This is a genomic window from Streptomyces polyasparticus (assembly GCF_014493765.1).
In the GTDB taxonomy this organism is placed as follows: Bacteria; Actinomycetota; Actinomycetes; order Streptomycetales; family Streptomycetaceae; genus Streptomyces; species Streptomyces polyasparticus.
In genome coordinates, this window is sequence record NZ_JACTVJ010000007.1 from 719,755 (window position 1) to 738,236 (window position 18,482).

At 69.8% G+C, this 18,482-nt stretch carries 18 protein-coding genes and 1 tRNA gene; 10 read left to right on the forward strand and 9 right to left on the reverse strand.

Annotated elements, in window-relative coordinates; translation table 11 throughout:
* Positions 1 to 57: 57 nt before the first annotated feature.
* The 3 genes from H9Y04_RS18960 to H9Y04_RS18970 all read right to left on the reverse strand — a co-directional run bounded on the left by H9Y04_RS18960 (position 58) and on the right by H9Y04_RS18970 (position 1,957).
* Positions 58 to 131 (reverse strand) — tRNA-Pro (locus tag H9Y04_RS18960).
* Positions 132 to 177: 46 nt separating this feature from the next.
* Positions 178 to 939 carry a Pr6Pr family membrane protein gene (locus H9Y04_RS18965; RefSeq protein ID WP_187815048.1) on the reverse strand — a complete coding sequence of 254 codons (762 nt, stop codon included), beginning with the start codon at positions 937 to 939 and terminating at the stop codon, positions 178 to 180.
* Positions 940 to 1,033: 94 nt separating this feature from the next.
* Positions 1,034 to 1,957 (reverse strand): metallophosphoesterase, encoded by a 924-nt coding sequence (locus H9Y04_RS18970; protein WP_187815049.1) that lies wholly within the window; start codon positions 1,955 to 1,957, stop codon positions 1,034 to 1,036.
* 110 nt (positions 1,958 to 2,067) lie between these two features.
* Between H9Y04_RS18970 and H9Y04_RS18975 the strand changes: the two genes are divergently transcribed.
* Complete coding sequence (locus H9Y04_RS18975; protein ID WP_187815050.1) at positions 2,068 to 2,532, forward strand: GatB/YqeY domain-containing protein; 465 nt, start codon at positions 2,068 to 2,070, stop codon at positions 2,530 to 2,532.
* Positions 2,533 to 2,639: 107 nt separating this feature from the next.
* Here the strand turns inward: H9Y04_RS18975 and H9Y04_RS18980 are convergent, their stop codons facing one another.
* Entirely contained in the window at positions 2,640 to 4,937 is a 2,298-nt protein-coding gene (locus H9Y04_RS18980; protein WP_187815051.1) for a transglycosylase domain-containing protein, read from the reverse strand.
* A 219-nt stretch (positions 4,938 to 5,156) separates the two neighbouring features.
* On the opposite strand from H9Y04_RS18980, the gene H9Y04_RS18985 reads away from it, so the two are divergent.
* Both H9Y04_RS18985 and H9Y04_RS18990 read left to right on the forward strand, forming a co-directional pair.
* Positions 5,157 to 6,608 (forward strand): FG-GAP-like repeat-containing protein, encoded by a 1,452-nt coding sequence (locus H9Y04_RS18985; protein ID WP_187815052.1) that lies wholly within the window; start codon positions 5,157 to 5,159, stop codon positions 6,606 to 6,608.
* A 438-nt stretch (positions 6,609 to 7,046) separates the two neighbouring features.
* A complete protein-coding gene (locus tag H9Y04_RS18990) occupies positions 7,047 to 7,391 on the forward strand; it encodes a WhiB family transcriptional regulator (protein WP_187815053.1) in 345 nt (114 codons plus the stop codon).
* 32 nt (positions 7,392 to 7,423) lie between these two features.
* Here H9Y04_RS18990 and bagB read toward each other — a convergent pair whose 3' ends face one another.
* Both bagB and bagA read right to left on the reverse strand, forming a co-directional pair.
* A complete protein-coding gene (gene bagB / locus H9Y04_RS18995) occupies positions 7,424 to 8,752 on the reverse strand; it encodes an ATPase BagB (protein ID WP_187815054.1) in 1,329 nt (442 codons plus the stop codon).
* 8 nt (positions 8,753 to 8,760) lie between these two features.
* Entirely contained in the window at positions 8,761 to 9,726 is a 966-nt protein-coding gene (bagA, locus tag H9Y04_RS19000) for an ATPase BagA (protein ID WP_187815055.1), read from the reverse strand.
* Between the two features lie 128 nt (positions 9,727 to 9,854).
* Here bagA and sp36 point away from each other — a divergent pair, with 128 nt between their 5' ends.
* The 4 genes from sp36 to H9Y04_RS19020 all read left to right on the forward strand — a co-directional run bounded on the left by sp36 (position 9,855) and on the right by H9Y04_RS19020 (position 12,483).
* A complete protein-coding gene (gene sp36, locus H9Y04_RS19005; RefSeq protein ID WP_018386146.1) occupies positions 9,855 to 10,016 on the forward strand; it encodes a Sp36 family protein in 162 nt (53 codons plus the stop codon).
* A complete protein-coding gene (locus H9Y04_RS19010; protein WP_187815056.1) occupies positions 10,013 to 10,483 on the forward strand; it encodes a RidA family protein in 471 nt (156 codons plus the stop codon). Before sp36 ends, H9Y04_RS19010 begins: the two co-directional genes overlap by 4 nt.
* Before the next feature lie 291 nt (positions 10,484 to 10,774).
* Positions 10,775 to 11,656 (forward strand): NUDIX hydrolase, encoded by an 882-nt coding sequence (locus H9Y04_RS19015; protein WP_187815057.1) that lies wholly within the window; start codon positions 10,775 to 10,777, stop codon positions 11,654 to 11,656.
* On the forward strand, positions 11,653 to 12,483 hold the full coding sequence (locus H9Y04_RS19020) for an MBL fold metallo-hydrolase (protein WP_187815058.1): 831 nt from the start codon (positions 11,653 to 11,655) through the stop codon (positions 12,481 to 12,483). The genes H9Y04_RS19015 and H9Y04_RS19020 overlap by 4 nt, the downstream gene beginning before the upstream one ends.
* 219 nt (positions 12,484 to 12,702) lie before the next feature.
* Here H9Y04_RS19020 and H9Y04_RS19025 read toward each other — a convergent pair whose 3' ends face one another.
* Together H9Y04_RS19025 and H9Y04_RS19030 are read right to left on the reverse strand one after the other, a co-directional pair.
* Positions 12,703 to 13,377 (reverse strand): Crp/Fnr family transcriptional regulator, encoded by a 675-nt coding sequence (locus tag H9Y04_RS19025; protein ID WP_016642758.1) that lies wholly within the window; start codon positions 13,375 to 13,377, stop codon positions 12,703 to 12,705.
* A gap of 336 nt (positions 13,378 to 13,713) precedes the next feature.
* Positions 13,714 to 14,934: a sensor histidine kinase gene (locus tag H9Y04_RS19030; RefSeq protein ID WP_187815059.1), complete on the reverse strand. Its 1,221-nt coding sequence runs from the start codon at positions 14,932 to 14,934 to the stop codon at positions 13,714 to 13,716.
* A 289-nt stretch (positions 14,935 to 15,223) separates the two neighbouring features.
* Here H9Y04_RS19030 and nth point away from each other — a divergent pair, with 289 nt between their 5' ends.
* From nth to H9Y04_RS19045, 3 genes are all read left to right on the forward strand, one after another.
* Positions 15,224 to 16,006: an endonuclease III gene (gene nth / locus H9Y04_RS19035; protein WP_236070973.1), complete on the forward strand. Its 783-nt coding sequence runs from the start codon at positions 15,224 to 15,226 to the stop codon at positions 16,004 to 16,006.
* Positions 16,007 to 16,064: 58 nt separating this feature from the next.
* Entirely contained in the window at positions 16,065 to 16,763 is a 699-nt protein-coding gene (locus H9Y04_RS19040) for an NUDIX hydrolase (protein ID WP_187815061.1), read from the forward strand.
* Positions 16,764 to 16,851: 88 nt separating this feature from the next.
* Positions 16,852 to 18,048 carry a MarP family serine protease gene (locus H9Y04_RS19045; RefSeq protein ID WP_187815062.1) on the forward strand — a complete coding sequence of 399 codons (1,197 nt, stop codon included), beginning with the start codon at positions 16,852 to 16,854 and terminating at the stop codon, positions 18,046 to 18,048.
* Between the two features lie 42 nt (positions 18,049 to 18,090).
* On the opposite strand, the gene H9Y04_RS46795 is transcribed toward H9Y04_RS19045, so the two are convergent.
* Positions 18,091 to 18,300, reverse strand: coding sequence for a hypothetical protein (locus H9Y04_RS46795; protein ID WP_236070975.1), 210 nt, complete (start codon positions 18,298 to 18,300; stop codon positions 18,091 to 18,093).
* Positions 18,301 to 18,482: the final 182 nt, after the last annotated feature.

Here is an 18,482-nt window from a genome sequence, read left to right on the forward strand (position 1 = left end):
AAAGCCAAAGGCCCGATACCGAATCCGGTACCGGGCCTTTGACCTGGTGTTTAGCTGTCGGGGTGGCGGGATTTGAACCCACGACCTCTTCGTCCCGAACGAAGCGCGCTGCCAAGCTGCGCTACACCCCGATGTCGTACTCCACGTCCTCGGTCCTGCAGGTCGCGGCGACATCGATTACTTTAGCGGACCGGCGCCCGGAGACGAAATCCGGTTTTTGCGGGGGCCCGGCGCGGGGCGGATGCGGTCGAGGCCCACGAAGGCCAGGGCCAGGGCGTAGAAGCAGAGGCCGAGGACGACCGCGTTGCCCAGGACCCCGGCGTATCCGTGCTGCTCCACGTCCACGAAGGGGTACGGGTAGCGGGCCTCTGAACCCGGGGACATGAGCGCGCCGCGCAGCAGGCAGAAGGCCAGATAGGCCAGGGGATAGAGCAGCCACAGGCCCGCGTGGCGCAGCCGCAGGCCGCCCGGGCGGGTCAGGAAGAGCCAGTCGACGGCGGCGGCGAGCGGGGTGACCGTGTGCAGGAGCTCGTTCGAGACGCCGCGCCAGCCCGTCATCGGGCCCACCTGGTCCGTCATGGAGAAGTCGCTCGACGCGTTGGCGAGGAGCAGGTGGTAGACGAGGCCGGTGATGGAGATGAAGAGGACCGTCCCCGTCGTCACCCAGGGCGGCAGCGGCGCGCGGCCCTTCCAGGCGCGCCAGGCCGAGAGGGCGAAGACGGCCGCGACGATCAGGTTGCTCTGGATCGTGAAGTAGCTGAGGACGCGCAGCGGGCTCGCCAGGCAGAGGTTGATGACGATGCCGGTGATCGCGGCGAGGGAGATCAGCGCGCGGAAGACGGCGGCGAACGGGCGCCGCGCCGGCGGGCTCACGGCTTCGGGCGGTACTCCGGTCTCACTCGGTACGTGTCCGGAAAATCCGGATGAGGGCGCAGCCATGACCTCACGGTAGACAACGTTCCGCAGCACCGCCCACCGACCCCCGCCCGAGCCCGCGCCCGTGCCTGAGCCCGCGCCCCAACCCGACCAGGGATCAGCGCTCCACCAACGTCAGCAGCGTCGCCTCCGGCGGGCACGCGAACCGCACCGGCGCGTACCGCGAAGTACCGCAGCCGGCCGAGACGTGCAGATACGAGGTGTGGCCGCCGGCTGTGTGCGTGGACAGGCCCTTCACGCGGTCCGTGTCCAGATCGCAGTTGGTGACCAGCGCCCCGTAGAAGGGGATGCACAGCTGGCCGCCGTGCGTGTGCCCGGCGAGCACCAGCGGGTAGCCCTCCTCCGTGAAGGCGTCCAGGCAGCGCAGATACGGGGCGTGCACGACGCCGATCGAGAAGTCGGCGCCCGCGGCGGGGCCGCCCGCCACCTCCTCGTAACGGTCGCGGCGGATGTGCGGGTCGTCGAGTCCGGTGAAGGCGATCTCGTATCCGTCGATCTTCAGCGAACCGCGCGTGTTGGTGAGGCCCACCCAGCCCGCCGCGTCGAAGCCGTCGCGCAGGTCCTCCCACGGGTTGTGGAGGGCGCCGACGACCGGCGGATTGCCGTTGAGGCCGTGCTTGCCCTGCAGCCGCTCGGTCAGATAGCGGCCGGGGTTGCGCAGGCGCGGACCGTAGTAGTCGTTCGAGCCGAAGACGTACGCGCCGGGGAACTGCATCAACGGGCCGAGCGCATCCATGACTTCGGGCACGCCCTCCGGATCCGACAGGTTGTCACCCGTGTTGATGACGAAGTCCGGGCGCAGCCCCGCAAGCGACTGCAGCCAGTGCCGCTTCTTGCGCTGGCCGCTCACCATGTGGATGTCGGAGACCTGGAGTACGCGCAGCGGCCGCATGCCCTTCGGAAGGACCGGAACCGTCACCCGGCGCAGCCGGAAGGACCGCACCTCGATCCCTGCCGCGTAGGCCACACCCGCGGCTGCCGCCGCGGTGATTCCCAGAGGTACTCCGTATCGCGCGCGCATGGAACCCATCGTCGCAGACGTAGGCGGAGGGCCACAGTCCGCCTGCGCACCCCCGTACCGCAGGGGAAATGCGCGGGCGTCACACGCGGCGTACCTGCGACACTGAACCCATGACCACGCTCAAGACCAAGCTGCAGGCAGACCTCAATGTCGCGATCAAGGCGCGCGACGAGCTGCGCTCCTCCACGCTGCGGATGACCCTCGCCGCGATCACCAAGGAGGAGGTCGCGGGCAAGGAGAAGCGCGAGCTCTCCGACGACGAGGTGCAGAAGGTGATCACCCGCGAGGCGAAGAAGCGCCGCGAGGCCGCCGAGGCCTTCGCGCAGGGCGGGCGTGCCGAGTCTGCGGAGCGCGAGAAGGCGGAGGGCGAGGTGCTCGCCGAGTACCTGCCGAAGCAGCTGAGCGACGAGGAGCTGACGCAGATCGTCGCGCAGGCCGTCGAGGAGGCCAAGGCCGCCGGCGCCGAGGGCCCGCGCGCGATGGGTCAGGTCATGAAGATCGTCAACCCGAAGGTGGCCGGCCAGGCCGAGGGCGGCCGCGTCGCCGCGGCGGTCAAGCAGGCACTGGCGGGCTGAGACAGCTGACATCACGTCGTACGTGAACGAGGGCGCCCCCTGTCGTACGTGAACGAGGGCGCCCCCTGACCCGGGGGCGCCCTCACGCACGTACAGACAGAGCAGGATCAGCGAGGCTCGGGCCACCCGCCGCCGTTGCCGTTGGCGTTGCCGCCGTTCTCCGTACCGCCGTCGATGAGGCCGCCGATGACACCGGCGTCCGTACCGCCGTCGGTGCCGCCGTCGCCGCCGATCGCACCGCCGTCGCCACCGCCGATCAGACCGCCGTTGTCACCGCCGCCGGGACGGCCGGGCTTGCCGTCGTCCCCGTCGTCGTCCTTGTCCTTGTCCTTCTTCGGGACGTCAGGGATGTGCACCCGGTTGAACTGCGGTGCTTCCTTGCCGGCCAGCGCGCCGGTCATGGCGTCGCGCCAGATGGGGCCGGGGACCTCACCACCGAAGACCTTCTCGTGGTAGCGGCCGCCGATGGTGATGTACTCCATCTCCACCTGCTGGGTCGGCGAACCGACCCACACGGCGCCGGACATGTTCGGGGTGTAGCCCACGAACCAGGCGTTCTTGCGGAAGTCGGTGGTACCGGTCTTTCCGGCGTTGTCGCGCCCGCTCAGGCCGGCCCGCGCACCCGTACCGGAGTCGACCACACCGCTCAGGAGCGAGTTGATGGAGTCGGCCGTCTGCACCGACATCGCCTGCTCGCAGGTCGACTTGGGCACCTCGAGCGCCTTGCCGTTCGCGTCGGTGATCGACTCGATGGCGACCGGGGAGCAGTAGGTGCCGCGGTTGGCGAACGCCGCGTACGCGCTCGCCATGGTGAGCGGCGACATGCCGTTGGAGCCGAGGGTCAGCGCCGCGGGAGATTCGGGAAGCTGCTTGCCGTCGCCCTGCACGACATGCAGCTTGTTCGTCATCTCGGTGATCGGGCACATGCCGATGTCGGCGATCATCTGGACGAAGTAGGTGTTGACCGACTTCTCCATCGCCTCCTTGAGACCGTACGGTCCGACCTCGGACTCGTTCTCGTTCTCAGCCATCTCGTTCTTGACGTTCTTGTACGTGGTGTTGCAGCCGGTGATGGGGCTGGGATACGGCATCTCATACGGCGCCGGATACACCTGGTTCAGCGGCTTGTTCTGCTCTATGGCCGCCGCGGCGAGGAACGGCTTGAACGTCGAACCCGTCGGGAACCCGAAGTTCGACCCGCCCATCCGGTGGTCGACCGAGTAGTTGATCGTCGTCTCGTTCTTCTTGTCCTCGCCGCCGTACGGCCGCGACTGGCCCATCGCGAGGATCTTGCCGCTGCCTGGCTCGACGATCGTGGCCGCGGCGGCCACCTTGTCCTTCTGGTAGACGTGATCCTTCAGCGAGGCCTGCACCGACTCCTGCGCCTGCGGGTCGAGCGTGGTCCTGATCCGCAGACCGCCGCGGTTCCACTTCTCGGCGCGCTCCTCGCGGGTGTCGCCGAAGGTGGGGCTGTCGAGGAAGGCCGTCTTCACGTAGTCACAAAAGAACCCCGCGCCCTTGGTTGCGGTGATGCACCCGTTCTGCGGCTTGGAGATCTTCAGCGCGATGTCCGAGGCCTTGGCCTTGTCCGCGTCCTGCTGCGAGATGTCGCCGGTGGCGACCATCCGCTGCAGCACCACATTGCGGCGCTTCTTGGCCTCCTGCTCGTCGTTCACCGGGTCGTACCGGCTCGGCGACTGCACGATGCCGGCGAGCAGCGCGGCCTCCTGCAGGTTCAGCTGCTTGGCCGGCTTGGAGAAGTAGCGCTGCGAGGCGGCCTCGACTCCGTAGGCCTGCTGGCCGAAGAACGTGATGTTCAGGTAGTTCTCGAGGATCTTCTTCTTGCCGAGCTTCTCCTCGACCTGGATCGCGTACTTCAGCTCGCGGATCTTGCGGCCCAGGGTCTGCTGCGTGGCCTCGCGGAACTTGGCCGGGTCGTCCATCGCCTCTTCGACGAAGACGTTCTTCACGTACTGCTGCGTCAGGGTCGACGCACCCTGGGAGACACCGCCGGAGCGCGCGTTCTCGTTCACCGCGCGCAGGATGCCCTTGAGGTCGACCGCGCCGTGCTCGTAGAACCGCGAGTCCTCGATCGCGACGATCGCCTTCTGCATGTACGGCGAGATGTCCTTGAGGTCCACCAGCGTGCGGTCACGCGCGAAGACCGTCGCGATCGGCTTGTCGTTCGCGTCGGTGATCGTGGTGCGCTGCATCAGCGGAGGCTGCTTCAGATTGGCGGGGATCTCGTCGAATTCCTCGACGGATCCCTTGGCCGCGAGCCCCACCAGGCCCGCCGCGGGGAGCGCGATGCCCGCAAGGACCGCGCCGGAGAGCACGCTGACGCCGAGGAACTTGGCGGCCTGCTGCGTCGGCGACAGTCCGCCACCCGAGAGCTTCTTACCCATGGGGGCAGCCTAATCCGTAGGTCTGTGCGTTCCGAGGGATCGGTCGGTCATCGGGATGTTCGACCCCGATCCGTAACCGGAGAGGGCTGTGACACGAATGTGATCACAGAGGCGCCTCCATACGGGCAACCGTTCGGCTCTTTCCTTGGTCAAGAGTGCGCAGTTTCAGTCAACTCATGCCTTCCATTCATGCCTTGCGCACAGGAAACAGGGAGCTTCGTGCGATCCACTCGTACGGCGATGGCGGCCGCGGCCGTCGTGGCCGCCACCGCGGCCCTTTCGCTCACCCATGTCCCCACCGCTGCCGCCGCGACCGTCAGGGCGGCCGACGACTTCAACGGTGACGGATACCGGGATCTCGTCGTCACCAGTGGCGGCCACGGTGAGAATCCGCAGGTCACCGTGGTGTACGGGACGTCCTCCGGTCCCGGCACGCGCGTGCAGCTGATCACGCAGAACTCGCCGGGCATCCCCGGCGGCACCGAGGCGGGGGACCAGTGGGCCACCGCGACCGTGGCCGCCGACCTCGACAAGGACGGGTACGGGGACCTCGTGGTCTCCTCGCCGGGCGAGGACGTCGGCACGGTGCAGGACCGCGGCGGGCTCACCGTCGTCTGGGGCGGCTCCGCCGGTCTCGGCTCCGGGACCGTCTTCCACTCCCCGTACGGCAACAGCGCCACGAGCGGCGACCAGGCCGGCATCGACATCGAGGCCGGCGACTTCGACGGCGACGGTGACAAGGACCTGGCCGCGCTGAGCAACAGCCAGGCCGGGGTGGCCCTGTTCAAGGGGCCGTTCACCCGGGACGGCAAGTCGCAGGGCGTCTCGTCGCTCGGTGGGTCGTACGGCTATCTCTCCGGCGAGGAGCTCGCCGCGGGCAACGCCGACGGCAGCGGCGCCACCGACCTCTATGTGCTCGGGCGCGATCTGCACGTCAGCGAGTCGAATTCCGTCCGCGCGTTTCTGCACCGCGGCGGCAGCGGCTTCGCGCAGAGCGCCGGCTCGCTGCGGATCCCGGACGACATGGGCGGCCAGGTCGGCGGCTCCTCGCTGGCCCTCGCCGACTTCGACAAGGACGGCTACGGCGACCTGGCCGTGGGCCGCGGCCTGGAGAACACCGACAGCGGGCGCGGCTCGGTCATCGTCCATTACGGCGGCTCCGCCGGCATCAACACGGCCCGTACGCCGGTGAAATTCACCCAGGACTCCGCCGGCGTCCCGGGCGGGTCCGAGAACAACGACCACTTCGGCGCGAACCTCACGGCCGGCGACGTCAACGGCGACGGCTACGCGGACCTCGCGATCGCCGCCCCGGGCGAGGCGCTCGGCACCAAGACGTACGCCGGTACGGTCACCGTCCTGCGCGGCCGCGCGGGCGGTCTGAGCGGCACCGGGGCCGTCGCGTTCCACCAGGACAGCTCGGGCGTCACGGGTGCGGCGGAGAAGGACGACCACTTCGGTCTCAACGTGCGGCTCGCGGACTACACGCGGGACGGCCGCGCGGACCTGTTCGTCTCCACCAACGAGCAGCTGGGCGGCGAGGACCGCTGGGGCCTGGTCCACCTCCTGAAGGGGTCGACCACGGGCACGACCGCCACGGGCTCCAAGTACTGGACGCTCGACACCCTCCGCCTGAGCCACCGGCACCTCGGCGAGGGCTTCCTGCACTGACCGCAGCAGACCGCGGGCGGCCGGACGAAAACCGGCCGCCCCAGGACGCAGCAGGGCGCGGGCCAACGTTCCGATTCGCCGGACAGGCGTATAGGCGTTGGCCTAAGCTGCTCACAACTGTCACAGCAGTGCGGTCCCGTATCAAGACTCCGACACCCCCCGAAGCCGCCGGAGCTCTGTCCGTTTCCGCCTCATGCGTCATCCGGCGCCCGTTGTGACCCAGCTGAACTGCCCCGATCTGTCGGGTAGGTCACGCATGTCCGCAGCTCACTCCGTCGGGTGATCTGCCGCTTACGCATAGTCCGTTCGGGCCATTCAAGATTGGGCCCGAAGGGGGTGTTGCGCTGTGCCCACCTTCCGTAACGTCCTCAACTGGCGGCGGTGAATATGCCGCTGCCGCCGTGGGGGAGCCTCGATTCGGGAGAGGACGGCGCCGGCATGGGCTGGGTAGTTGACTGGAGTGCGCAGGCAGCCTGCCGCACTACTGATCCGGATGAACTGTTCGTACAAGGTGCGGCACAGAACAGGGCCAAGGCGGTGTGCACCGGGTGTCCGGTGCGTACGGAGTGCCTGGCAGACGCCCTGGACAACCGTGTCGAGTTCGGTGTCTGGGGTGGAATGACCGAGCGGGAGCGCCGCGCATTGCTGCGCAGGCGGCCCACGGTCACCTCATGGCGCCGGCTGCTCGAGACGGCCCGCAGTGAATATGAGCGCAGCACGGGCCTGTTGCCCGTGGACGCCGAGGACAGCGAGACGTACGAGAGCTACGCCGCAGTGGGCTAGTCCCCGTACGGCAACTGTCCCTGTTTTACGGCTCAGCCCGGCCGACCGCCGGACGCGAGCCGGTCGCCGATGTCGCGAAGCCCCGCGAGGTCATGTACATCGCCGGGCAGCGCGGCCACTTCGGCCACTGCCACCTCCGGGTGCAGGGCCGTGAAGCGGTCACGCGTGCGCTGTTCGCGGGAGAGCAGTCGCATCCGTTCGGCGTGCAACCGCAGCAGTCCCGCGGTGAGTTCCGTCACCGGGGTTTCCGTGACAGGAGATTCCGTGACAGGAGTGTCCGTCACCGGGGCTTCCGTTGCCGGGGTTTCAGGAGAATCGTGGGGTTCGGGAGGGGTACGCACCTCTTCCTTCCCGCCCTCCTGATCCACAATGCCGTCCGCTTCATGATTTTCTACGGGGCCCAAGTCGTCGCTCTCGACAGGGAGTTCGGCGCCGAGAGCCTCCGCCGCGGCGAGCGCCCGCTCCGCCGAGAGCCGCGCGGCACCGCTGCCGTGCACCCGGTTGAGGACGAGACCGGCGAGCGGCATACGGTCCGCCGCGAGCCGCTCCACGAAGTACGCGGCCTCGCGCAGCGCGTCCCGCTCGGGCGCGGCCACCACCAGGAAGGCCGTCCCCGGCGCCTGAAGCAGCCGGTACGTGGCATCCGCCCGCGTACGGAACCCGCCGAACATCGTGTCCATCGCGGCCACGAACGTCTGCACGTCCTTGAGGAACGGACCGCCGAGCAGCTTGCCGAGCGTGCCGGTCATCATCGACATCCCGACGTTCAGGAACTTCATCCCGGCCCGCCCGCCGACCTTCGCCGGAGCCATGAGCACCCGGATGAACTTCCCGTCCAGGAAGGACCCGAGCCGGCTCGGAGCGTCCAGGAAATCCAGGGCCGAGCGCGACGGGGGAGTGTCGACGACGATCAGATCCCACTCGTCCCGCGCGCGGAGCTGCCCCAGCTTCTCCATCGCCATGTACTCCTGCGTACCGGCGAATCCGGCCGAGAGCGACTGGTAGAAGGGGTTCTCCAGAATCGCCCTGGCCCGCTCGGCATCCGCGTGCGCCTCGACGATCTCGTCGAAGGTCCGCTTCATGTCGAGCATCATGGCGTGCAGTTCGCCCTCGCCCTCGATGTCCTTGACCCGCCGCGGGGTGTTGTCCAGCGAGTCGATGCCCATCGACTGGGCAAGCCGCCGGGCCGGGTCGATGGTCAGGACGACCACCTTGCGGCCGCGTTCGGCCGCCCGCACGCCGAGGGCCGCCGCGGTCGTGGTCTTGCCCACGCCGCCCGCGCCGCAGCACACGATGATGCGGGTCCTCGGGTCGTCGAGCAGCGGATCCACGGCGAGCGTGGGGGGCACATCCAGCGTCATGAGACTCCCTAGACTCCCTGCCGGCGCAGCGCCCCGGCCAGGCGGTAGAGCCCGGCCAGATCGATGCCGTCGCTGAGGAACTCCAACTCCTGTACGGGAAGGCCGAGTCCGGCCAGTTCGGCGCGCTGCTCCTCTTCCAGGGCGATGCGCTCGGCGTACTCGTCGGCCTGCGCGAGCAGCGGCTCCACCAGTTGCTCGGCGAGCCCGCCCTTGCGCGCGCCGCCGAGACCGGCCCGGGACAGCTCCTTGGCGATGGCCGACTTCTTGATGTCGCGGGGCACGGGGCCGTCGAGCAGCGTCGGGCGCACCATGTTCACCAGGATCCGGCCCACCGGAAGCCCGGCCGCGCGCAGTTCGGCCACCCCGTCGAGGGTCTCCTGGACCGGCATCTCCTCGAGCAGGGTCACCAAGTGCACCGAGGTCTCGGCGGACTTGAGCACCCGCATCACGGCCTGCGCCTGATTGTGTATCGGCCCGATCTTCGCGAGCCCGGCGACCTCGTCGTTCACGTTGAGGAAGCGGGTGATGCGCCCGGTGGGCGGCGCGTCCATCACCACGTAGTCGTACGCGTAACGCCCTCGCTTGTCCTTGCGGCGTACCGCCTCACAGGCCTTGCCCGTGAGCAGCACGTCCCGTACGCCGGGCGCGATGGTCGTGGCGAAGTCGATGGCGCCGAGCTTGCGCAGCGCACGGCCCGCGCCGCCGAGCCGGTAGAACATCTGGAGGTAGTCGAGCAGCGCCAGCTCGGCGTCGATGGCGAGCGCGTACACCTCGCCTCCGCCGGGGGCGACCGCGATCTTGCGCTCCTCGTACGGAAGCGCCTCGGTCTCGAAGAGCTGGGCGATGCCCTGCCGGCCCTCGACCTCGACGAGAAGGGTGCGTTTGCCCTCGGTCGCGAGGGCGAGCGCGAGGGCGGCGGCGACCGTCGTCTTACCGGTCCCGCCCTTGCCGCTGACGACCTGAAGCCTGCTCACGCCTTCGAGCGTAACCAGTCGGGCGCGGTTGAATCCCGCGGGCTCCGTACCCGGCACGCAACCCGGTGGCCGGCCGGGCCCCGGCCGATTGGTCCGGCCGCCTCCGCCGGGGCATTACGCTCGGCCCCATGACCAAGTACGAGTACGCCACTGTGCCGCTTCTGGTACACGCGACCAAGCAGATTCTGGACACCTGGGGCGAGGACGGCTGGGAGCTCGTCCAGGTCGTGCCCGGGCCGAACAACCCCGAGCAGCTCGTGGCCTACCTCAAGCGGGAGAAGCAGGCATGAGCGGAGCCGTCGAGGCCAGGCTCGCCGAGCTCGGTCTGCAGCTGCCCGGCGTCGTGGCGCCGCTCGCGGCCTACCAGCCCGCCGTCCAGTCCGGCGCCTACGTCTACACCGCGGGCCAGCTCCCGATGGTGGACGGCAAGCTCCCGACGACCGGCAAGGTCGGCGCCGAGGTGACGCCCGAGGAGGCCAAGGACCTGGCCCGTACGTGCGCGCTCAACGCGCTCGCCGCGGTCAAGTCGATCGCCGGCGACCTCGACCGCGTCGCGCGGATCGTGAAGGTGACCGGTTTCGTCGCCTCCGCCACGGACTTCACCGGCCAGCCCGCCGTGCTCAACGGCGCGAGCGAGCTGCTCGGCGAGGTCTTCGGCGACAAGGGCGTGCACGCCCGCAGCGCGGTGGGCGTGGCGGTGCTTCCGCTGGACGCTCCCGTCGAGGTCGAGTTCATCGTGGAGCTTGTGCAGGACTGAGCTCCACGCCTGGCATGTGCCTTGGGTCCCGGTCGTTGGTGGTCGGGACCTTGGCGTTGGTGGTCGGGCCTCGGCGTTGGCGGTCGGGACCTTGGCGTTGGTGGTCGGGACCTTGGCGTTGGTGGTCGGGCCTCGGCGTTCGCGGCCCGGACCTCGGCGTTCGCGGGGCGTTGTCAGTGGGCGCCGATAGCCTGGAAAGGGCTTCGGCCCCCGGGCGGGAGGGGACTGTCCGGCCCCGTACGAGATCGATTGCCTCTCGAACATCCACGCGCGAGCGGATAGCCTCCGCCCATGTCCAATGGCCAGTGGTACCCGCCGGAATGGCCCGACCGGATCAGGGCGCTCGCGAACGGCGAACTCACGCCCACGACCCCGCGCCGGGCCGCCACCGTCCTGCTGCTCCGCGACGGCGCGCAGGGCACGGATGTCTACATGCTGCGGCGGCGGACCTCCATGGCGTTCGCCGGCGGTGCGTACGCGTATCCGGGCGGCTCGGTCGATCCGCGCGACGACGACCGGCACGTCGACTGGGCGGGCCCCTCCCTCACCAGCTGGGCCGAGCGCCTCGGCGTCGCCGAGGCCGAGGCGCAGGCGATCGTGTGCGCGGCCGTACGGGAGACCTTCGAGGAGGCGGGCGTCCTGCTCGCCGGACCCACGGCGGACTCGGTCGTCGGCGATGTCTCGGGCGACGACTGGGAGGCGGACCGGGCCGCGCTCGTGGAGCGCGAGCTGTCCTTCGCCGAGTTCCTCGCGCGCCGCGGCCTCGTGCTGCGCTCCGATCTGCTCGGCGTCTGGGCGCGCTGGATCACCCCGGAGTTCGAGCAGCGCCGGTACGACACGTGGTTCTTCGTGGCCGCGCTGCCGGAGGGCCAGCGCACGCGCAATGCCTCCACCGAGGCCGACCGTACGGTGTGGATCCGGCCGGCCGCGGCGGCGGCGGGCTACGACCGGGGCGAGCTGACGATGATGCCGCCGACGATCACGACGCTGCGGCAGCTTGAGCCGTACGCGGGGGCGGCGGACGCGCTGGCCTCCTCGGCCAAGCGGGATCTGACGCCCGTACTGGCCCAGGCGCGCCTGGAGAAGGACCAGTTGGTGCTCTTCTGGCCGGGGCATGACGAGTTCACCAAGCACATTGCGCTGAAGCTCCACGAGAACGGCCCGGGCGCATGACCGACGCAGCCGCCCTGCCGGGCCAGCCCCGCGGCGGGGTCCTCTCGGGGCCCGCGACCGCCCGCGCCGTCAACGTCCTCGCGCCGAACGCGAACGCGATGACCCTGGACGGCACGAACACCTGGATCCTGTCGGAGCCGGACTCGCCGCTCGCGGTCGTCGTGGACCCCGGGCCGCTGGACGAGGGACATCTCCAGCAGGTCATCGCGACCGCCGAGAAGGCGGGCAAGCGCATCGCGCTCACCCTGCTCACGCACGGCCACCCGGATCACGCGGAGGGCGCCTCGCGCTTCTCGGACCTCACGGACACGCACGTACGGGCGCTCGATCCGTCGCTGAGGCTCGGCGACGAGGGGCTGTCGGCCGGGCAGGTCGTGGAGGTCGGCGGCCTGGAGATCCGGGTCGTCCCCACCCCGGGCCACACCGCCGACTCGCTCTGCTTCCACCTCCCCGCCGACCAGGCGGTGCTGACCGGCGACACGATCCTCGGCCGCGGTACCACGGTGGTCGCGCACCCGGACGGCCGGCTCGGCGACTACCTGGACTCGCTGCGGAGGCTGCGCTCCCTGACGGTGGACGACGGCGTGCACACGGTTCTGCCCGGCCACGGCCCGGTCCTTGAAGACGCCCAGGGCGCGGTCGAGTTCTACCTCGCCCACCGAGCCCACCGCCTGGCCCAGGTCGAAACGGCCGTGGAGAACGGCCACGTGACCGCCGCCGAGGTCGTCGCCACGGTCTACGCGGACGTGGACCGCTCACTGTGGCCGGCGGCGGAACTGTCGGTCAGGGCACAGCTGGAGTACCTGCGCGAGCACGGGTTGATCTGACCATTCAGCCCCTGCTGCGCTTGAGCAGATCCGAACGAAGTTCGGATGCGGGGGTCCGGGGGCGGGCCCCCGGTTTCGGGAAGGGGCGGGTCGGGGAGAAAGCCCGCCGCAGGCGCACCCGGCCCGCAAGCAGGAGCGAGACGCACCGACCCGGCCCCCACCAACGGAAACAGGGCCCGCCCACAAGGGCAGACCCTGTCCACGTACAACCGAAGAACCTCAGCGCGAACGCTTCGCCAGACGCTCGACGTCGAGCAGGATCACGGCACGCGCCTCCAGACGCAGCCAGCCACGGCCCGCGAAGTCGGCAAGCGCCTTGTTCACGGTCTCGCGCGAGGCGCCCACCAGTTGGGCCAGCTCCTCCTGCGTGAGGTCGTGCACGACGTGGATGCCCTCTTCGGACTGCACACCGAAGCGGCGCGACAGGTCGAGGAGCGCACGGGCCACACGGCCCGGCACGTCGGAGAAGACCAGGTCGGACATCTGGTCGTTGGTCTTGCGCAGGCGCCGGGCGACGGCGCGCAGGAGCGCGGCGGCCACCTCGGGGCGGGCGTTCAGCCAGGGCTGGAGGTCGCCGTGGCCGAGGCCGAGCAGCTTGACCTCGGTCAGCGCCGAAGCAGTGGCGGTACGCGGGCCCGGGTCGAACAGCGAGAGCTCACCGATGAGCTCACCGGGGCCGAGCACGGCGAGCATGTTCTCGCGGCCGTCGGGGGAGGTGCGGTGCAGCTTCACCTTGCCCTCGGTGACCACGTAGAGGCGGTCACCCGGGTCGCCCTCGTGGAAGAGCGCGTCGCCGCGCGCGAGGGTCACCTCACTCATGGAGGCGCGCAGCTCCGCCGCCTGCTCGTCATCGAGCGCCGCGAAGAGCGGGGCGCGCCGCAGAACGTCGTCCACGAGTTCTCTCCTATGTCGACCGGCTCAGTGGGCTGTGGTGCCCATATTGCCGGACGTAGCAAACAGTGTGATCAGTCACAACAAGTTTGCCGTACCGAAGAGGTGTCCTGTGCGACAGGGGACCCAATCGGGGGCGGTTGGGTGAGATCCGGCCATGTTCAGGGTGGTCCTCGTGTACTGCTCCGGGACTCCAACAGGCCGGTGAGAGCGCTGGCCAAGGGTGTACGGAGCCATGGTTGCCCGAACCGATTCTGCTGTGGGCGAACGGCGCGAGAACGGATCACCAGCATTGCTGGAAAAGGGTCATAAGGGACAAAAAGGGGGAGGTGGAGGCGCTCAATCCGACGCCTGCCCACCCACCAGCGGAATCGTCGCCGTCAGGACCGTGCCCTCCCCGGGCGCCGACTCCACGGCGAGCGTCCCGCCCAGCTGCCGTACCCGCGCCCGGATCGCCGGCAGCCCGTGCCCGCGCGAGCCCTGGGGCGTCTCGGGCAGCGTGGCCGGATCGAAGCCCCGCCCGTCGTCGGCGACATCGAGCACCGCGCGGTCGTCCAGCGTGGTGAGGGTCAGCACGGCGGTCGTGGCACGCGCGTGTTCCCGTACGTTCGCGAGCGCGCCCTGGGCGATCCGCAGCAGGGTCGACTGCACCCGCTCGGGCAGTTCGGGCCCGCCGGGCTCCTCGGCGTGCACGAGCACCCGCAGCCGCTCGTCGCTCTCGCGCCCGGCCAACGTCCGCAGCGCCTGCGGCAGTCCGCCGGACACCGCCAGGTCGGCGGGGGCCAGGTCGTGCACGAAGCGGCGGGCCTCGGCGAGGTTGTGCTCGACGATCTTCGTGGCCGAGCGGACATGGCCGTGCGCCTTGGCCGGATCCCTGTCCCAGGTCCGCTCCGCGGCCTGGAGCAGCATCTGCTGGCTGGAAAGCCCCTGCGCGAGGGTGTCGTGGATCTCCATCGACAGGCGCTGGCGCTCGGCGAGCGTGCCGGCCCTGCGTTCGGTGGCGGCGAGTTCACGGCGCGTACGGATCAGATCGTCGATCAGCCGCCGCTGCCGGGCGGCCAGCCGCTTCATGTGCAGGAACACCGCGGTGGCGAACCCGGCGACCGCCGCGGGACCGACCACCAGATCCAGATCGAACCGGGGCGCGAGCCGCAGCTGCGCGATGGTCACGAAGACCGTGAGCACCCCGACGAGCACGCACGCCGCGACCGGCGGCAGGATCCGCAGCGCCGCGTAGATCAGCGGCACGGCCACCCACGCGAAGCTCGGCGCGAGCTCCACGAGCACCGCCCACACCAGGACCACCGCGGCCAGCCACACCACCCGCAGGGCCTGCGGCCGCCGCATCGACGGGTCCGTCGGCGCGTAGGTGTCGCGGCCGACGCCCGCCGCGTAGATCCCGGCGAGAAGAGCGGCCAGGACGATGACCAGCGTGGTGTTGACCGAGGACGGGTGGCGCTGGATGAACCGGATCAGGGCCGTCAGATGCAGCACGTAGAACGTCAGATGCATGACGAGCGTCAGCCAGCGGGCGTCCGGGTCGGCCTCTTCCGGACGCATGCCGGCGGCAGTGGACGCCTCTTGTTCCGCCTGCACCGCTCGTTCCGCCTGCACCGCTTGTTCCGCCTGCACCGCGCCCCTTTCGCCGACCGGTCGGCTGTGGACCGCTCCTCGATCACCCATGGACCGCTCGAACATTCTCATTTACAGAGATACGCGGCGCACCGCAGGACCGGACAGCCCGCCCAACCACCCACCCGCTGTCAGCACCTCCCCGTAGGCTCTTGGCATGGCGAAAAGCGACAAGGAGCCGGGCGCTTCGGGCCCTCCGGTGCTGCAACATCGACAGATGGGGAAAGCCAAGCCGCCGCAGACCCGGACCGGCCTGGTGCGTCAGGCGCGCAAGATCAACCGCGCGCTCGCCGAGGTCTATCCGTATGCCCATCCCGAGCTGGACTTCGAGAACCCCTTCCAGCTCCTGGTCGCCACGGTGCTTTCGGCGCAGACCACGGACCTTCGGGTCAATCAGACGACCCCGGGCCTGTTCGCCAAGTACCCGACCCCCGAGGACCTGGCCGCGGCCAACCCCGAGGAGGTCGAGGAGCTGATCCGCCCCACCGGCTTCTTCCGCGCCAAGACCAAGTCGATCATGGGCCTGGCCAAGGCCCTGCGCGACGAACACGGCGGCGAGGTGCCGGGCACCCTCAAGGACCTGGTCAAGCTGCCGGGCGTCGGCCGCAAGACGGCCAATGTCGTCCTCGGCAATGCCTTCGGCGTCCCGGGCATCACCGTCGACACCCACTTCGGCCGCCTCGTGCGCCGCTGGAAGTGGACCGACGAGGAGGACCCCGAGAAGGTCGAGGCGCTGATCTGCGAGATCTTCCCGAAGAGCGACTGGACGATGCTGTCGCACCGGATCATCTTCCACGGCCGCCGCATCTGCCACGCCCGCAAGCCCGCCTGCGGCGCCTGCCCGATCGCCTCGCTTTGTCCTTCGTACGGGGAAGGCGAGATCGATCCTTCGAGGGCGAAGAAGCTGCTCAAGTACGAGAAGGGCGGCTTCCCGGGCCAGCGCCTGAAGCCGCCGCCGGACTATCCGGGCCAGGCCGCGCCGCCGATGGGAGCTGTGTGACAGGGGAACGATCGGGTGCGGTCCGGCCGTTGAGGGGTCCGTACGGGGGTGGTGAGGCATGACGCACGCACGCAAGCAGGCACCCGCCTGGGACGTGACGGTCTCCGCCGAAGGTCTGCCCGAGTGGCTCGACCCGGTGGTCAAGGCCGTGGAGACCGTCGAGCCCAGACAGCTGAGCCGGTTCCTGCCGCCCGAGAGCGGTGCGGGGCGCCAGTCGGCGGTCCTGATCCTGTTCGGCGAGGGTGACCAGGGGCCCGAGCTGCTGCTCATGGAGCGCGCGAGCTCGCTGAGATCGCATGCGGGCCAGCCCTCGTTCCCTGGCGGCGCCCTCGACCCCGAGGACGGCGACCCGGCAGGTGTCGGGCCGCTGCACGCCGCGCTGCGGGAGGCCGAGGAGGAAACCGGACTCGACCCCGCGGGCGTCCAGATCTTCGGGGTGCTGCCGAAGCTCTACATCCCGGTGAGCGGCTTCGTCGTCACCCCTGTCCTCGCGTGGTGGCGTGAGCCGACCCCGGTGGGCGTGGTGGATCCGGCCGAGACGGCCCGGGTGTTCACGGTTCCCGTGGCACATCTCACGGCGGCCGAGCACCGGGTCACCGCGGTCCATCCGCGCGGCCACCAAGGACCCGCTTTTCTGGTCGGGGAGGCTCTGGTCTGGGGTTTTACGGCCGGTTTGATCGACCGGATTCTGCACTACGCGGGTTGGGAGCGACCTTGGGACCGCACAAAGCAGGTCCCTCTCGACTGGCGCGCATGACAGGCTTGGCACTTGTGCTCGGCCCGGTTACCCCGGGCTCCCGACCTCCGAGGAGTGGCGACTGTGACGCGAGGCGAGGCGTGATCCGGTGAACGTCCTTGACATCCTGCTCCTGGTCGCCGCCGTGTGGTTCGCGATCGTGGGCTACCGCCAGGGCTTCGTCGTCGGCATCCTCTCGGTGCTCGGCTTCCTGGGCGGCGGCCTTGTCGCGCTCTATGTACTGCCGGTGATCTGGAAGCAGTTCACCGAGGAGCAGGCGGGCACCACGGCCGTCGTCGTCTGGGTCGTGGTCGTCATCGTCTGCGCCTCGGTCGGCCAGGCCTTCACCACGCACCTGGGCAACAAGCTGCGCCGCCACATCACCTGGTCACCCGCGAGAGCCCTGGACGCCACGGGCGGCGCCCTGGTGAACGTGCTCGCGCTGCTCCTCGTCTCCTGGCTGATCGGCTCGCTGCTCGCGGGCACGACCATGCCGACGGTCGGCAAGGAGGTCCGCAACTCCAAGGTGCTCAACGGGATCGACCGCGCCCTGCCGGGCCAGGCCGACACCTGGTTCACCAACTTCCGCTCGGTGCTTGCGCAGAACGGGTTCCCGCAGGTCTTCAGCCCGTTCGCCAACGAGCCGATCACCGAGGTCAGCCCGCCCGACCCCAAGCTGGCGGGCAGCAGGGTCGCGGCCGAGGCCAAGGGCTCCATCGTCAAGGTGCTCGGCACCGCGAGCAGCTGCAGCAAGGTGCTCGAAGGCAGCGGCTTCGTCTTCGCCGACCGCCGCGTCATGACCAATGCGCATGTCGTGGGCGGCGTCGAGGAGCCCACCGTGCAGATCGGCGGCGAGGGCAAGCGCTATGACGCCACCGTCGTGCTCTACGACTGGAAGCGCGACATCGCCGTGCTCGACGTACCGGATCTGAAAGCCCGCCCGCTCCAGTTCACCGACCGCGACGCGGGCACCGGCGACGGCGCGATCGTGGCCGGCTTCCCGGAGAACGGCGGCTATGACGTCCGCTCCGCCCGTATCCGCGCACGCATCAATGCCAGCGGTCCCGACATCTACCACCGCGGCAATGTCCGCCGCGATGTCTACTCGCTGTACGCGAACGTGCGGCAGGGCAACTCCGGCGGCCCGCTGCTCACCCCCGAGGGCAAGGTCTATGGCGTGATCTTCGCCAAGTCCCTGGACAGCCCGGACACCGGCTACGCCCTCACGGTGGACGAGATCCGCGACGACATCAGCGCGGGCCGGACCGCCAACCAGCAGGTGGACAGCCAGGGGTGTGCGCTGTGATCGTCGGCGTCGGGGCCTGACCTGTGGGTCAGGCCCTGGATCTCAGGCCCGCGCCGTATGCCGCAGCCGGGCCGACACCCAGCGGGCGCGGCGGCGCAGGATACGGGGAATCCCGATAGCAGCTTGGGGGGACCGGTGACCTTGGCCCTGTGGGCCGCCTCCCGGATACGGGTTCAGCCCCGAAGACCCTGAAGTCCCCGAAGCCGAGCGGCGGTTGCGTGCTGCGTCACTGTAGTCGTGCGTCCAGCCCATACCCCGACGTGTGCCCGTGCCTCATGGTCGGTAATCGCCCGAGCGCCACTCAATTGGCTTATGCGCGGGGCAAAGGCCGTTCGATGCACGTGTGTTCCCCCGCGCCTCAGCGGTCGGGCTCAGGGTCCTTCAGCCACTCGACGAGCTCCTTCGAGAAGGCCACGGGATCCTCTTCGTGCGGG

Bases quoted from the DNA above. Each gene is read 5' to 3' on its own strand.
- H9Y04_RS18965 (WP_187815048.1), bottom strand. From the start codon at position 939: ATGGCTGCGCCCTCATCCGGATTTTCCGGACACGTACCGAGTGAGACC.
- H9Y04_RS18970 (WP_187815049.1), bottom strand. From the start codon at position 1,957: ATGCGCGCGCGATACGGAGTACCTCTGGGAATCACCGCGGCGGCAGCC.
- H9Y04_RS18975 (WP_187815050.1), top strand. From the start codon at position 2,068: ATGACCACGCTCAAGACCAAGCTGCAGGCAGACCTCAATGTCGCGATC.
- H9Y04_RS18980 (WP_187815051.1), bottom strand. From the start codon at position 4,937: ATGGGTAAGAAGCTCTCGGGTGGCGGACTGTCGCCGACGCAGCAGGCC.
- H9Y04_RS18990 (WP_187815053.1), top strand. From the start codon at position 7,047: ATGGGCTGGGTAGTTGACTGGAGTGCGCAGGCAGCCTGCCGCACTACT.
- bagB (WP_187815054.1), bottom strand. From the start codon at position 8,752: ATGACGCTGGATGTGCCCCCCACGCTCGCCGTGGATCCGCTGCTCGAC.
- sp36 (WP_018386146.1), top strand. From the start codon at position 9,855: ATGACCAAGTACGAGTACGCCACTGTGCCGCTTCTGGTACACGCGACC.
- H9Y04_RS19010 (WP_187815056.1), top strand. From the start codon at position 10,013: ATGAGCGGAGCCGTCGAGGCCAGGCTCGCCGAGCTCGGTCTGCAGCTG.
- H9Y04_RS19015 (WP_187815057.1), top strand. From the start codon at position 10,775: ATGTCCAATGGCCAGTGGTACCCGCCGGAATGGCCCGACCGGATCAGG.
- H9Y04_RS19020 (WP_187815058.1), top strand. From the start codon at position 11,653: ATGACCGACGCAGCCGCCCTGCCGGGCCAGCCCCGCGGCGGGGTCCTC.
- H9Y04_RS19030 (WP_187815059.1), bottom strand. From the start codon at position 14,934: ATGCGTCCGGAAGAGGCCGACCCGGACGCCCGCTGGCTGACGCTCGTC.
- nth (WP_236070973.1), top strand. From the start codon at position 15,224: ATGGGGAAAGCCAAGCCGCCGCAGACCCGGACCGGCCTGGTGCGTCAG.
- H9Y04_RS19040 (WP_187815061.1), top strand. From the start codon at position 16,065: ATGACGCACGCACGCAAGCAGGCACCCGCCTGGGACGTGACGGTCTCC.
- H9Y04_RS46795 (WP_236070975.1), bottom strand. From the start codon at position 18,300: ATGGGCTGGACGCACGACTACAGTGACGCAGCACGCAACCGCCGCTCG.